We start from the raw sequence: 13,997 nt of genomic DNA, 5'->3' as shown, positions 1-13,997 counted from the left end.
TTACTGTATCAGTCTATACGATATCAGAACTCAGGAAGTCGGTTCCTTGGCTTCATGCTCCTTGAAGATCTCGGGGTTTTCCGGTCCTTCCACCACCAAGTGTCCGGCCAGGCCCCGTTCGGCCCGCGAGAGGGCATGGTCCACCAGGATGTAGGTGCCCGGCACTTCGAGCTCCATGTCGACGATCGACGCACCGCCCGGGGGCACGCTGATGGTCTGCACGTCCATCAGGGGTTCGCTGGTCAGCGACGCGAAAGGATAGGCGTTGTCAAAGATCTCGCCGATCACGTGGAACGAAGAAGTCTTGTTCGGCCCTCCGACCCCGAAGAAGATCCGGACTGTCTCGCCCACTTCGGCCTTTAGCGGATTTTGCTCCGTGAGCGCCCCGACTGCGCCGTTGAAGACGTAGTACTCGGGTTGTTCGGCCGAGAGCTTTTCGTAGCTCTCCAACAGCTCGCCCTTGGAGCCGAATACCTCCTCGGTATAGATTTCGCCCTGCATGACGTAGTATTCGCGATCCACCGGGGGCAGTCCGCCTTCCGGCTCAACCAGGATCATACCGTACATGCCGTTCGAGATGTGTTGTGCCACACTGGGAACCGCGCAGTGGTACACGTAGAGTCCGGGCTTGAGGGCCTTGAAGGTAAAGCCGTTGGACTCTTTACCTGGATCGGCCCAAGTAGCCTCCGCGCCGCCGCCGGGACCAGTTACCGCATGGAAGTCCACGTTATGCGGCATCCAGCTGTCGTCGGCATTCTTGAGTGAGACTTCCACTGTGTCGCCGGCTCGGACCCGAACCATCGGACCCGGCACCTGGCCGTTGAAGGTCCAGTAGCGGTAGGATGTGCCGTCGGCGAGTTGGCCCACCTTCTCGATGGTTTCCAGCTCAACCTTGACGGTCTCGGGTTCCGTGCGGTCGATGGCTGGTGGTAGATCAGTGGGAGCGCGCACGATGTCGGCAACTCCTGCTGCGTCGGCGCCTGCAGGCGCCTTGTCTTCTGCCAGGGCAGAACCGAAACCGCCAAGGGCTATGGCCAGGGCCAGTGCGCTTGTCGTGGTGACCAGGGTATTGCGTTTCATCGTCTTGCTCCTTGAACTGAACGCTTGTCAGGACATCCCGTGATGTCCCGACCCTTATGGGGCAAATTGCGTGCGCGAACTTTGTTCCGGAACAAACTACGGTGATTTTTATCGCTCAGCCGGGATACAGCCGCTAGACTCCGGGGCAACACGCAAGGGCCCAGGATCGAGAGCGCGTATGGAGGGGAAAGCCGACCTGGATGTGCTGGCCGGAACGGAGTTGTTTCGTGGTCTATCCCGCCAAGCACTTGAGGACATCTGGACCCAGGGATTCCGCAAACAACTGCCGACTGGGGCTGCCCTCTTCCTGCAGGATGATTCCGTCACGGCGATCTATGTCCTGATTGCAGGACGTTTGCGTGTCACTCAGACCACCGCAGAGGGGGCGCAGGTCATCCTGCGTTATTTGGGCCCTGGCGAGTTGGCTGGCTATACCGCCCTGTCCGGAGGTGATAGCTATCCCGGCAGTGTGACGGCCGTTGAGGATTGTCATCTCCTGGGGTGGTCCAGGCAGGGTATTCTGGACTTGATGTCACGCCATGCGCAGGTGGCGCTCAACAGCGTGACGGTCCTGGGGCGGCGCTACCAGGAAACACAGCTGCGCCTACGTGAGCTGTCCACGGAAAAGGTCGAGCGGCGCATTGCCCATACTCTTCTGCGCCTTTCGGTTCAGGCCGGCAGGCGAACCGCCGAAGGAATCGAGATCGCATTTCCCCTGTCGCGCCAGGACCTGGCCGAGATGGCCGGCACTACACTGCACACCGCGAGTCGCATCCTGAGCACATGGGAAAAGCAGGGCCTGGTCCTGAGCGGCCGCCGTCGCATCATGGTCCGGCAGCCGGATCACTTGAGCACGATCGCGGAAAGTGGTTGAATTCTCTCGTGAATTCCTATTCCTGGCTGCAGGCATGAAATTGGCACTGGCGGAGCAGCCCATGGCATTTTGCCCCTGAAATTTTGCTTTAAGTTGTATTTCCTGTTCGAGGCAGACTGTCGAAGGGCAGTTGGTTTTGTCGTTCAGGTAAGGAGTTAGTGAAAGGCCCTGCGCGCTAATAAGTTGTTCTCAAGAAGAAAAGCGCAGATAATTGAATCATGAAAGGTTTGTACAAGACGACGCAATTTTTATGCAGGAGGGGCATAGTCGTTGACATCTTTGCGCGCAGTTTGAAAGACTGAGGCCAATCGCAGTCCTTTGGTGCCGGTTTGGTGTCTGGACATTCAGGCGGTTAACGATACGAAGCGGACAAACTGCCCCAAGAAGCAGGGAAACCGCACAATACAATATTGGGAGGACAGTAAATGAAAGTTTCCTTTAAAACCTGTGCGCCTGTCGCTGCGGCTGCCGCACTGGCCTTTGGCGTCTCCACGTCTGCTGCAGCACAAGGGCCGTCCGAGTTGGACGTAGCCAGTACCTTTCCGAAAAACCTGACTTATCTGGGCGAGGGCGGCGAGAAGTTCGCTGATCTGCTTGCGGAAGTCACCAAGGGCGAGATCACACTGAACATTCATGGTGATGGAGATCTCGTGCCCGCGTTGGAGGTCTTCAATGCCGTCAGCCAGGGCTCCGTCCAGGCTGGCTGGGACTGGATCGGCTATTGGGGCGGCACCGTTCCTGTGGCAGGTCTGGCCGGGGCCATGCCGTTCGGGCCCGATCCGGAGCTGTTTCTCGGCTGGATGTGGGAAGGCGGCGGACTGGAGATTCTCCAGAAGGCCTACGACGAATACAACGTCCAGGTTCTGCCCTGTCACCTGACAGCCCCGGAATCGGGTGGCTGGTTCAATCAGGAGATCAACTCGCCGGAGGACTTCGAGGGCCTGAGCATGCGCATCTCGGGACTGGGCGGAAAGGTCCTGAACAAGCTGGGCGCCTCGACGCAGCTGATTCCGGCCAGTGAGCTCTATGTGGCCCTGGAACGTGGTCGCATCGATGCCACTGAATTCTCCTTGCCGATTATCGACGATAGCCTCGGCTTTGCCGAGATCGCCGACTACTACTACTTCCCGGGTTGGCATCAGCCGGCCAGCTGGAACTCCTTCATCATCAACCAGGATGTCTGGAACCAGTATACTGAGGAAGAGCAGGCTCAATTCTGGGCCGCCTGCAAGGCGAACATCGTCTGGTCCATGGGCTCTGCTCCCGAGGCGCAGGCCGATACCATCGACAAGTTCGAGGAAGAAGAGGGTGTCGAGGTGAAGCGCTTCCCCGACGAAGTCCTGGATGCACTGCGCGAAGCCTCCAGAGAGGTCCTTGAGGAAGAGGCCGCCAACGATCCCCACTTCAAGGAAGCCTATGAATCCCTCCTGGCTTACATGGAAACTGCGGGCCGTTGGCAGGAGCTGCAGACCCTGCCGAAAGAGTGATCAGGGTTCCTGACCCATGTCCTTTTTCAAAGGAATAGAACGAGTGGGCCGCGCGCTGGGAGAGGCCAGCGCGTGGCCCGGTCGTTTGGCATCCTGGCTGATTCTGCCGGTGATCGTGGCAGCGCTCTGGGTTGTGATCGGAAGTCTGTTCGGCGTGGGCACCATCGCCCAGTGGAACGACCGCATCCTGCTTTTCTCCAATCAGTTGAACCTTACCGGTTTGGTCGAACTGCAATGGCACCTCTTTGCCGTCATGATCATGCTGGGCGGCGCCTATGCCTTGCGCGAGAACCATCATGTAAGGGTGGACCTGATCTATGCGAACGTCGGGCAGAAATGGCGGCGGATCATCGACATCGTTGGCGATCTCGTCCTGCTGCTGCCCTACTGTGCCCTGATTGCCTGGTTGTCCCTGGGCTTCGTCGACATGGCCTATCGCTCCGGAGAAGGTTCGGACTACGGCGGCCTGGCGGATCGCTACCTGGTCAAGTCGGTTCTGACCATCGGGCTCTGCATGCTCTTCTTGGCAGGACTGGGACGGATTCTCGAAAACCTGGGCGCACTGCTGTCCGGGTCGGACAGCGAACAGGGTAGAGGAACACAAGAAACCAATGGGTGAATACACACTCCCGCTTCTGATGATCCTGGCCCTGATGGGGGGGATCTTCACGGGCTATCCCGTCGCGTTTGTCCTGGCCGGCCTCGGCATCCTTTTCACGTTCATCGCCGACCTGCCCTTCCTGTTTCTTGGCTCGGTGGTCAATCGGACCTTCACGGGCGTCATCGGAAACTGGCTTCTGCTGGCCGTGCCCCTGTTCGTGTTCATGGGACTGATGCTGGAGAAGTCCGGCTTGGCCAGAAACCTGCTTCTGTCCTTGGAGCGGCTTTTCGTGGGGATGCGAGGCGGTCTGGCCGTGTCCGTGGCGCTGCTTGGAATCGTCATGGCGGCCTCGACCGGGATCATTGGTGCCTCCGTCGTGATGCTCGCCATGCTGTCGCTTCCGGTCATGATGAAACAGGGATATGACAAGTCTCTGGCCGTCGGAACCGTGTGCGCCGCGGGAACATTGGGAATTCTCATCCCGCCCAGCATCATGCTGGTGCTTGTCGGGGATATTCTGCGCATTTCCGTAGGTGATCTCTTCACGGCCGCAATCCTGCCCGGCTTGCTGCTTGGTGTGATCTACATCGGCTACATCATTGCCGTTGCCATTCTCCAGCCACACAAGGCTCCGGTGAATGTCATCGAGGACGACAGCGGGCGGCTTTCGATCATCCTGCAGTTGGCGAAGGACCTGATTGCACCCATCCTGCTGATCATGGGGGTGCTGGGGTCCATCATCGCGGGCATTGCAACCCCCACGGAGGCGGCGGCTGTTGGCGCTGCGGGGACGATCCTTCTGGCGGCCATCAACCGGACGCTGAACCTCGATACCCTGCGCAGCTGCGTGTACGAGACAGGCAAGACCTCCGCCATGATTCTCTTCGTGGCAATCGGTGCGACCTGTTTCAGCGCCATTTTCAAGCGCATCGGCGGCGAGGACATGATCTTCGATGCCACGACGGCACTGGGAACCGGCCCTTACGGTACTTTGATCGTCCTCATGCTGATCATTTTCATCCTCGGTTTCTTCCTGGAGTGGATCGAGATCAGCTATGTGGTGCTGCCACTGTTCGCGCCCATCGTTGCGAGCCTTGAATTCGGATTGGACATGCACAGCGGGGAACGTCTGGTGTGGTTTGCCATCCTGGTGGCCGTGAACCTGCAGACCTCGTTCCTGACACCGCCCTTCGGATACGCGCTTTTCTACCTGAAGGGTGTGGCGCCTCCGGAAATCTCCATGAAGGACATCTACGGCAGCATTCTGCCCTTTGTCATGCTTCAACTTGTGGGGCTGGCATTCTGCCTGGCGTTCCCCAGTGTTATTCTCTGGTTGCCGCGTGTCCTGGGATAGGGCGCAGGGTATGCAAATCCGCAAAATTGTGAGTTGTGACAATGAGTGAGCAGAAGTCTTCGCGTATCGGCGGTTTCTACAAGCTTTCCCGCGAAGAAAGACTCGATGCCGTTAAGGACATGGCCGGCCTGGCGCAGGAGGATATCGACAGGCTGCTGTCCAAGGAATCCCTGCCGTTCGATTTGGCGGACCGCCTGGTCGAGAACGCTGTTTCCAGTTTCGGCGTACCGCTTGGCATTGCCACGAACCTGACCGTGGACGAACGCGATGTCCTGGTTCCCATGGCCACCGAGGAGTCCTCGGTGATCGCGGCGGCCAGCAATGCGGCGCGCCAATGCCGGGATAGCGGTGGGTTCCACACCTCCCTCAGCGCCACGGAAATGATCGCCCAGATCCAGATTCTCGGCCTTTCCGATCCCTGGGCCGGGCGTGCCAAGATCCTGGAGCGCAAGGCAGAGATTGAAGAAATCTGCAATGGCTGCGATCCGATGCTGGTCAAGCTGGGCGGCGGCTTCCGCGACTTGGAGGTCCGTGTCCTCCCATCTGCCTCTGGGGCAATGGTGATCACCCACATCATCGTCGATACGAAGGATGCGATGGGCGCCAATGCCGTGAACACCATGGCGGAGCGCCTGGCGCCGACGCTGGCCTCCTGGACCGGAGGCCGGCATCACCTGCGCATCCTCTCGAACCTGGCCGACCGGCGCCTTGCCCGGGCCAGGGCAGTCTGGCCCAAGGAGGCGATCGGCGGGACGGAGATCGTAGATGCCATGCTGGATGCGGCCGAGTTCGCCGAGGTTGATCCTTACCGCGCCGCCACCCACAACAAGGGGATCATGAACGGAATCTCCGCCGTGGCCCTGGCCACCGGAAACGACACCCGAGCGATCGAGGCCGGCGCCCATGCCTATGCTGCGTCTTCCGACGCCTATCGTCCGCTCAGTCATTACGAGAAGACGGCCGATGGAGACCTGGCGGGCAGCATCGAGCTGCCCCTGTCGCTGGGGCTCGTGGGCGGCGCCACCAAGGTGCACCCCATGGCGCAGGTCTGCCTGAAGATCCTGGGCGTGCAGAACGTAGTCGAGTTCTCGGGCATCGTGGCCGCCGTCGGCCTGGCCCAGAACTTCGCGGCGCTCAAGGCCCTGGCGACGGTGGGCATCCAGAAGGGGCACATGACATTGCATGCCCAGAACGTGGCCATTGCCGCCGGCGCCGTCGGCGAGGAGATCGCCGAAGTGGCCGCGGAGCTGGCCCGACGCGGCGAGGTGCGCGGAGATGTGGCCGAGACGGTCGTCGCGGAGATCAGGTCAAAGAAATAGCGCCCCGCCGTTTCAGCGCTTCAGATGGCCAGTATAGCGGCTGCAATAGTCCGCGAGCAGCAGCTTGTCGGTTCCAATTGTGAAAGCGCTGACGCCCTGGGCCTGCCAATCCCGCATTTCCCTGCGTGCCTGGTCCATGTCCGGCGAGAAGACGGGCATGATGACCGGCAGGTCCGCTGTCCTGGCCTGGGCCGTCATGGCCTCCAGGGCTGCCACGACTTCAGGGTGGCGGAAATCGCCCTCCTTGCCCATGGCGACGGAGAGGTCGAAGGGACCGAAGAGGACGGCTTTCAGCCCGTCTGTCGCGGCAATTTCCGGAAAGGCTTCTACACCGGCCGGGCTCTCGACGAGTGCGATGACTCCGCTGGAGCGGTTGGCCTCCTGGGCATAGGCCGGCCAGTTGCGCACGAACTGCTCGCCCGAGCGCACGCAGGGGCAGGCACCGCGCCGTCCATGGGGTTCATAGCGTGCTGCGGCGACGGCTGCCTTGGCCGCCTCGGCTGATTCGATCTTCGGCACCAGGACCGTTCCGGCGCCCGCATCCAGGGCCTTCATGATCATCCAGGATTCATTGGTGGGTACGCGCACGATGGGCTCCAGGCGGTTGGCGTTGCAGGCCCGTACAAGGTCGGCGGCTGTTTCCAGCCCGAAGACGCCGTGCTCTGTGTCGATGATGGTGAAGGCAAAGCCCGAGGCGCCGATGATGTCGACGACTTCGGCGGAGGCAATCTGGGACCAGGTGCCGAGGATCGGCGCTGGCGTGTCCAGCAGGTCCTGGAAGCTCATGAGGAAAGGCTCCTTCAGTTCATGAAGACGCCGCCGTTAACGTCCAGGATGGTCCCGGACATGTAGCTGGCGGCACCGGTCAGCAGGAAGACGATCGGCCAGGCGATCTCCTCAGGATCGGCCATGCGGCCGAGCGGAATGCGGGAGAGATCGAAGTCCTGGCCGTGTGTCATGGGCGAGGAGGTCGCCCCCGGCGCCACGCCATTGACCAGGACGCCGTGGGGAGAGGCACGCCGGGCCAGCCACTTGACCAGGGTGTTCACGCCGCCCTTGGAGGCGACATAATGCGGACTGGCGTTCAGGCCACCCATCCGTCCCGCCACCGAACTGACGATGACCATGCGTCCGTCCTTCTGCTCCTGCATCACCGGCAGGCAGGCGCGCGCGCAGTGGATCACGCTCAGGACATTGGTCTGCATGACCTCGTCGAAGACGGCATCCCAGCCGTCTTCCATCCAGTCGTCCCAGGGGCACATGGCGGCCAGCGCGACCAGGCCGTCGATGCGCCCGGCCTCGCCGATCAGCTGTTCCACGCTGCGCCGGTCCGAGATGTCGCAGGCTTGCGCCCGGACGCGGGTGCCCTGGGCCTCCAGTTCCTCCTTCAGCGGCTCCAGGCCACCGCGGTCGGTCAGGACCAGGTCCGCACCCAGCTGGGCCGAAAGGCGTGCGACCGCGGCTCCGATGCCGCCCGCCGCGCCGGTGATGACAATCTGCTTGCCCTCGAGATTGAGGCCGCTCGGCAGCTCCTTCATCACGCCGCTGCCCGCTGGGCCGTGTCGGCCAGCATCTCCCGCAGGGTTTCCTCGATGTCGCCGCGTCCGGCGACAGCGGCCTGTTCCAGGGCCTTGGACACCGTGGGTGCCGCCCAGCGACCGACCACGCGCTTGACCGGCTGGTCCAGGTGGTCGAAGCAGCGCCTCTGGATCTCGTCAGAGAGGAAGGCGCCCAGACTGGTGCCACGTGTGCTCTGCTCGACGATGGCCACATTGTTGGTCTTCCTGACCGACTCCTCGATGGCTTCGTAGTCGATATCGCGCTGGGAGAGGCTGCGCAGATCCAGGATGTCGGCAGAAATGCCCATCTCTTTTGCTGTTTCCCGCGCCAGTTCGCACATGGTCAAGGTGGTGAGCAGGGTTACCTGGTGGCCGTCCGCTACCTTGCGCGCCTTGCCGATGGGAATGTGATAGTCGAGCTTCTCCGGGACCGGGCCTGTCTTTTTCTGCAGGGACTGGTGCTCCACGACCAGGACAGGGTCCTGGCAGCGCAGGGCCGCGTTCATAAGACCGGCGTAGTCGAAGGGCGTGGCCGGTGCCACGATGCGCCAGCCCGGGAACATGGCGAAGATGCCCGAGGGGTCCATGGAGTGCTGGGACCCATAGCCTTCCGTGCCCGGAATCCGGCAGCGCAGGACCAGCGGTACGGAATAGCGGCCGCCGAAAAGGTGGCGCATCTTCGCGATCTGGTTCAACAGGGCGTCGGTCGCGTTGAACATGAAGTCCGAGTACATCAGTTCGACGATGGGCTTCAGGCCCGCCGAGGCCATGCCGGCGGCCATGTTGCAGAAGCCGTTCTCGTTGATCGGCGTGTTGACGACGCGCTCCGGAAAGCGGTCCATCAGCCCCTTGGTGGCGCCCACCGTGCCGCCGCCCATGTTGGCGACATCCTCGCCCAGGACATAGATGCTCTCGTCCTCGGCCATGCGCTCGGCCACCACGCGTGGCATGACATCGATCAGGCGGGACTCGTCCAGTTCATTGGCGGCGTAATCCTCCGGCTCCGCAAAGCGCGCGCCCTCGAATTCGCTGAGGTCGCCGGTGATGTCGTTGTCCACCGTGGCGGGATCGGGCCAGAGGTCCGGCTTGATGCGCGCGGAGCTGCCACGCCCCTCGACGCAGCTGTCCACGGCGGCCTGGACCGCGTCCTTTACCAGGCTGTCGATATGCTGGCTGTCGTCCTTGCCCAGGATCTTTCGCTTGTCCAACTCCGCGATGAGGAAGTCGAGGGGGTCCTTCTTGCGCCATGACTCCTCCTCGTCCTTGCTGCGATAGCCGAAGGCGCTGCCTGGATAGGGTGCGCTCTGGTGGTAGTAGCGATAGACGTCCGCCTGGATAAGCACAGGCCCGCGCTTTTCCGAGATTTCCCGGCCGGCCCACTCCGCGGCACGGTAGGCTGCCAGGGGATTCATGCCGTTCAGCTTGAGCGAGGGGATGCCATGGCCCTGGGCCCGGGTCAGCAGTTCGCTCTCGCGCGTCGACTGCTCGATGGACATGGATACGGAATACTGGTTGTTCTCCATGAAGAAGATCATGGGCAACTCATAGAGCGCAGCCAGGTTGAGGGCCTCGTGGGCCGTTCCCTGGTGGATGGCACCATCGCCGAAGAAGGCCACCGTCAGATCGCCGCTCTGCCGCACTTTCTCGGCCCAGGCGATGCCGCAACCGATGGCCATGCCGCTGGCGACGATGGCCTGGGTGCCGACCACGCCGACCGCGTCGTTGCGCAGGTGCATGGAGCCGCCCCGGCCTCCGGACCAGCCTTCCTTGAGCCCCAGGATGTCGGCCAGGAGGGTGCGGGTGATCTCCCGCATGTCCTCGGGCAGCTGCGTGGCCTTGGCCGGGTCGAAGTTCTTTGCCCAGAGCGCGTGCAGCATCTTGGCCACGACCTGGTGGTGGGCGCGGTGGGTCGCCGTGATCTTCGTCGTGGGCGCGAGCGCCGCCAGGCAGCCGGCGGTGGCACCTTCCTGGCCGATGCTGGAATGGGCGGGCCCATGGACGAGACCGCGCTTGTCCAAATCCAGAATGGCCTCCTCGAAACGGCGGGCACCCAGCAGCAGGGTGAGCGTGCGCTTGGCCTCTTCCGCCGTGAAGCTCTTCCAGTCCTTCTCCTCAAGGGACAGTTTGTACATCGGGGTCTGGTTGCGGATCTGCTGTGTCTTCATCTCCGTCTCTTACCTCAACTCTTGTTGTTCTTTTCGGTTTGGAATTGTTCACCGTTTCGGCTGGACGCTTCTTCGCGCTGGCGCATTCCGTCGATGTCGATGAAGTCACTGAACCAGTCGAAGGAGGTCATTTCTCGATCGGCATGCTCCGGCGTAACCTGGTCGGCATCTTTCATCTTCCGATAGAAGTCCTGCATTGCCCGGGCGGCGGTGAAAAGCGATGTGAAGGGATAGATGACCAGTACGATTCCCAGGTCGCGATAGGTTGCACTTGTCTCGAAGGATCCCGACCAGCCGGGTACGCCGCCACAGATCGCCAGGGGGCCATTCACCAGGCGGGACAACTCCTGAAGTTCCGCGAATGAGTAGTTCTCTGCCGCAAAGCCCAGGTCCGCGCCGGCTTCAAAATAGCTGTTCAGGCGTTCTGCAGCCATTTCGAGTCCCTCGCTGTCCTTGGCATCCGTGCGGGCTATGACCAGGAAGTCAGAGGTGCGCCGCGCCTGACAGGCTGCCCGGACCTTCGTCGTCATTTCGTCAATCGGGATCACCTTGCGGCCGGGCAGGCCGCCACAGCGTTTCGGGCTTCCCTGATCCTCGATGTGTATGGCCTGTACACCCTGGCTCTCCAGGCGGCGGGTGGTCTCCCAGACCTGCGCCGGGCCGCCATAGCCGGTATCGGCATCACAAATGACAGGGACATCAACGGCTGTGACAATCCGTCCGGCGATTTCCACCATATCGAACAGACCGGTGAAGCCCAGGTCCGGCAGGCCGAAGCTGCTGGCTTCCACGCCGTAGCCTGATATGGAAATGGCCTCGAAGCCGGCCGTCTCGGCGATACGGGCACTGACGCAATCGTAAACGCCAGGCGCAAGCACACAGTTTCCTTGCACAAGCTTTCGCTTGAGATCGGGCATCTTCCATTCCTCCATTATCATTTTTTAAAAGCAACCCTAGCCCATAAGCTTCCGGCTCGATAGGGTGTATATTGGACCATTCCTGAGGGCGCAGTTTCCTGTGTCCGGAGGCAAACAGAACAAGGCCTGATGCCGCACGCAGAACAGGCTATAGAGGGAGACCAGAGACGGACATGACAAGCGGGGATCAAGACGCCTACGTCGTCGTGACCGGCGGCAGCCGGGGAATCGGAGCGGCAACCGCGCGCGTTGCTGCACAGGCCGGGTACAATCTGGCACTTACCTACAAGAGCAATCAAAGCGCCGCCGATGCCGTCATCCAGGCCGTGGAAGAAGAAGGGCGCCGTGCGGTGGCACAGCCCTTCGACATGGCGACCGGGAATGTCGAAGAGCTGTTCCAGACCTTTGACGCGGCTGGCCTGGGCCGCCTCCATGGCCTTGTGAACAACGCGGGCATCACCGGGCCAATCAAGTGCCTGACCGAGATTGACCAGGCGATGCTGGATGATCTCTTCCGGATCAACATTACCTCCCTGATGCTCTGCATGAAGGAAGCGGCACTGCGCATGTCGACCGCCCGCGGCGGTGCGGGTGGTGCCATCGTCAATGTCTCTTCGCGCGCCGGGCAGCTGGGCGGTGCCGGAGAATGGATCCACTACGCCGCCAGCAAGGGGGCCGTGGATACACTGACGGAGGGAGCCGCGAAGGAGCTCGGCGGCGAGGGGATTCGTGTCAACGCGGTTTCTCCGGGCCTGATCGAGACGGAAATTCATGCAGCGGCCGGTGCGCCCGAGCGTTTGGAGAAGATGGTGGGCGGCGTTCCCCTGGGCCGGGCCGGCGCGGCCGAGGAGGTGGCCGAGGCCATCGTCTGGCTGCTCTCGGGCAAGAGCAGTTACGTCTCCGGCGCCAATATTGCGATTTCAGGCGGCCGCTGAGCCCTCAGGATATCACCAGCCGATCAAGGGAGAGCAGCTTGGACACGTCAGAGAGAGAAAACGGGCGCATTGCCGTCGTGACCGGCGGGGCCAGCGGGATAGGCCTGGCCGCGGTAGAGCGTCTTCTGGCAGACGGATACCGGGTTATTGGTGCTGACAGGAACAGGGAGCAGTTGGCGCGCCTTTCAGAGGAGAAACCGAATGTGGACTGGCAGGGCCTTGATGTCAGTTCGCAAGCGGAGATAGACGGATTCAAGCAGGATGTCGAAGGCCGTTTCGGCTGTCCGCATGTCATCGTGAACGCGGCGGGCATCCTGCAGGACAATGTTCCCCTGGATGCCATGGGCATGGAGGAGCACGACCGTATCTGGGACGTGAATTACCGCGGCAGTTTCCTCATGTGCCGGAACTTCGGCCTGGCCATGTCCAGCCTGGGACGTGGCGTTTTGATCAATATCGCCTCTATCACGGCCTTGCGCCCTTTGCCGCTGTTTGCCTATGGGCCGGGAAAAGCAGCTGTCGTATCCATGACCGAAAGCCTGGCAGGACATCTGGGGCCTACGGGCGTGCGCGTGAATGCCGTGGCGCCCGGTTTCGTTCTGACCCCGCCCATCAAGGCAAAGATCGAGGCGGGCCTGCGGGACGCTGAAGACCTGTCCAGGGCGGCGGCACTCAAGAGAATGGTCACGCCGGAAGAGATCGCCGAGTCGATTGCCTTCCTGGCCAGTGACAGGGCAGCGGCCATCACAGGGATCACGCTGCCGGTGGACGCGGGTTGGCTGGCCGGCTCTGCCTGGGACACCTATGGCGGCCTGGGGACTTCCAGGAAGACAGAAGGATGACTGTGCCAGGAGGTGGCTGAAAGCAAGACGCAGCCAGCAAGAACAAGACCCCCCAATCATGAAGGGATGGATGCATGACACTTGCCAATCTTTTACGACCTGATTCGGGCCTGAGAGTTCTCGTGACCGCCGGGGCCGGGGGGATCGGGCGGCGAATTGTCGAGGGCTATCGCGAGATCGGGTCACAGATCGCAGTCTGTGATGTCTCGGACGATGCGCTGTCGGCCTTTCAAAGCGAGGTTCCCTCTGCGCTTGCCGTCAAATGCGACGTGGCGGATCGCGAAGCGGTGGCGGACATGGTTCGTCAGGCTCGCGAGTCGCTGGGTGGTTTCGATGTCGTGGTCAATAACGCCGGTATTGCCGGGCCCACCGGGGCGGTGGAGGATATGGATCCCATCGAGTGGGAGCGCACGCTTCGAACCGACCTGGACAGCCAGTTCTACCTTGCCCACGAGACGGCTCGGGACCTGAAGGAAAGCCACGGCAGCCTGATCAACATCGCCTCGGTGGCGGGGCGTCTGGGTTACGCCTATCGCACGCCCTATGCCTCGGCCAAGTGGGGGATCGTCGGCTTCACCAAGAGCCTGGCCGCGGAAATGGGGCCGGATGGTGTGCGGGTGAACGCAATCCTGCCCGGGATCGTCGAGGGCGAGCGCATTCGCGGCGTGATCTCGGCCCGGGCGCAGGCGCTGGGGGTTTCCTACGAGGAGATGGAGAAGCGCTACCTGGCGAATGTCTCCCTGCGCCGCATGGTCAGCGCGGATGACGTGGCCACCACCTGCCTGTTCCTGACATCGCCCGGTGGGGCGAACATCAGTGGCCAGGCGATCAGCGTCTGCGGCAATGTCGAGGTGTTGATGTGAG

Annotated in this window: 13 protein-coding genes; 8 read left to right on the top strand and 5 right to left on the bottom strand. The window is 61.9% G+C overall.

Translation table 11 applies throughout. The features are described from left to right. Positions 1–30 precede the first annotated feature (30 nt). Positions 31–1,080 (bottom strand): copper-containing nitrite reductase, encoded by a 1,050-nt coding sequence (gene nirK, locus BP38_RS0112090; RefSeq protein WP_026987942.1) that lies wholly within the window; start codon positions 1,078–1,080, stop codon positions 31–33. A gap of 178 nt (positions 1,081–1,258) precedes the next feature. Between nirK and BP38_RS0112085 the strand changes: the two genes are divergently transcribed. From BP38_RS0112085 to BP38_RS0112065, 5 genes are all read left to right on the top strand, one after another. Next, complete coding sequence (locus tag BP38_RS0112085) at positions 1,259–1,954, top strand: Crp/Fnr family transcriptional regulator (RefSeq protein WP_026987941.1); 696 nt, start codon at positions 1,259–1,261, stop codon at positions 1,952–1,954. Positions 1,955–2,379: 425 nt separating this feature from the next. After that, positions 2,380–3,441: a TRAP transporter substrate-binding protein gene (locus tag BP38_RS0112080; protein ID WP_026987940.1), complete on the top strand. Its 1,062-nt coding sequence runs from the start codon at positions 2,380–2,382 to the stop codon at positions 3,439–3,441. A gap of 16 nt (positions 3,442–3,457) precedes the next feature. After that, positions 3,458–4,060 (top strand): TRAP transporter small permease subunit, encoded by a 603-nt coding sequence (locus tag BP38_RS0112075; protein ID WP_026987939.1) that lies wholly within the window; start codon positions 3,458–3,460, stop codon positions 4,058–4,060. Beyond that, complete coding sequence (locus tag BP38_RS0112070; protein ID WP_026987938.1) at positions 4,053–5,396, top strand: TRAP transporter large permease; 1,344 nt, start codon at positions 4,053–4,055, stop codon at positions 5,394–5,396. Before BP38_RS0112075 ends, BP38_RS0112070 begins: the two co-directional genes overlap by 8 nt. Positions 5,397–5,437: 41 nt before the next feature. Next, positions 5,438–6,715 (top strand): hydroxymethylglutaryl-CoA reductase, degradative, encoded by a 1,278-nt coding sequence (locus BP38_RS0112065; RefSeq protein WP_026987937.1) that lies wholly within the window; start codon positions 5,438–5,440, stop codon positions 6,713–6,715. A gap of 12 nt (positions 6,716–6,727) precedes the next feature. Here the strand turns inward: BP38_RS0112065 and BP38_RS20450 are convergent, their stop codons facing one another. Genes BP38_RS20450 through BP38_RS20445 form a run of 4 tightly spaced genes read right to left on the bottom strand, consistent with a single transcriptional unit; the run spans position 6,728 to position 11,356 of the window. Beyond that, positions 6,728–7,501: an HpcH/HpaI aldolase family protein gene (locus BP38_RS20450; RefSeq protein WP_051609311.1), complete on the bottom strand. Its 774-nt coding sequence runs from the start codon at positions 7,499–7,501 to the stop codon at positions 6,728–6,730. 14 nt (positions 7,502–7,515) lie between these two features. Beyond that, entirely contained in the window at positions 7,516–8,253 is a 738-nt protein-coding gene (locus tag BP38_RS0112055) for an SDR family NAD(P)-dependent oxidoreductase (RefSeq protein ID WP_035725051.1), read from the bottom strand. Continuing rightward, a complete protein-coding gene (locus BP38_RS0112050) occupies positions 8,253–10,439 on the bottom strand; it encodes an alpha-ketoacid dehydrogenase subunit alpha/beta (RefSeq protein WP_026987935.1) in 2,187 nt (728 codons plus the stop codon). The genes BP38_RS0112055 and BP38_RS0112050 overlap by 1 nt, the downstream gene beginning before the upstream one ends. 14 nt (positions 10,440–10,453) lie before the next feature. Further along, on the bottom strand, positions 10,454–11,356 hold the full coding sequence (locus BP38_RS20445; protein WP_162175160.1) for an isocitrate lyase/PEP mutase family protein: 903 nt from the start codon (positions 11,354–11,356) through the stop codon (positions 10,454–10,456). Between the two features lie 173 nt (positions 11,357–11,529). Between BP38_RS20445 and BP38_RS0112040 the strand changes: the two genes are divergently transcribed. The 3 genes from BP38_RS0112040 to BP38_RS0112030 all read left to right on the top strand — a co-directional run bounded on the left by BP38_RS0112040 (position 11,530) and on the right by BP38_RS0112030 (position 13,996). Next, a complete protein-coding gene (locus BP38_RS0112040; RefSeq protein ID WP_026987934.1) occupies positions 11,530–12,291 on the top strand; it encodes an SDR family oxidoreductase in 762 nt (253 codons plus the stop codon). 38 nt (positions 12,292–12,329) lie between these two features. Next, positions 12,330–13,133 (top strand): SDR family NAD(P)-dependent oxidoreductase, encoded by an 804-nt coding sequence (locus BP38_RS22275; RefSeq protein WP_026987933.1) that lies wholly within the window; start codon positions 12,330–12,332, stop codon positions 13,131–13,133. Positions 13,134–13,207: 74 nt separating this feature from the next. Next, positions 13,208–13,996: an SDR family oxidoreductase gene (locus tag BP38_RS0112030; protein WP_026987932.1), complete on the top strand. Its 789-nt coding sequence runs from the start codon at positions 13,208–13,210 to the stop codon at positions 13,994–13,996. Position 13,997: the final 1 nt, after the last annotated feature.

Source organism: Fodinicurvata fenggangensis DSM 21160 (genome assembly GCF_000686045.1).
Lineage (GTDB): Bacteria > Pseudomonadota > Alphaproteobacteria > Kiloniellales > DSM-21159 > Fodinicurvata > Fodinicurvata fenggangensis.
Note: the sequence above shows the minus strand (reverse complement) of the source record. Positions and strands in the feature narration are given on the sequence as shown.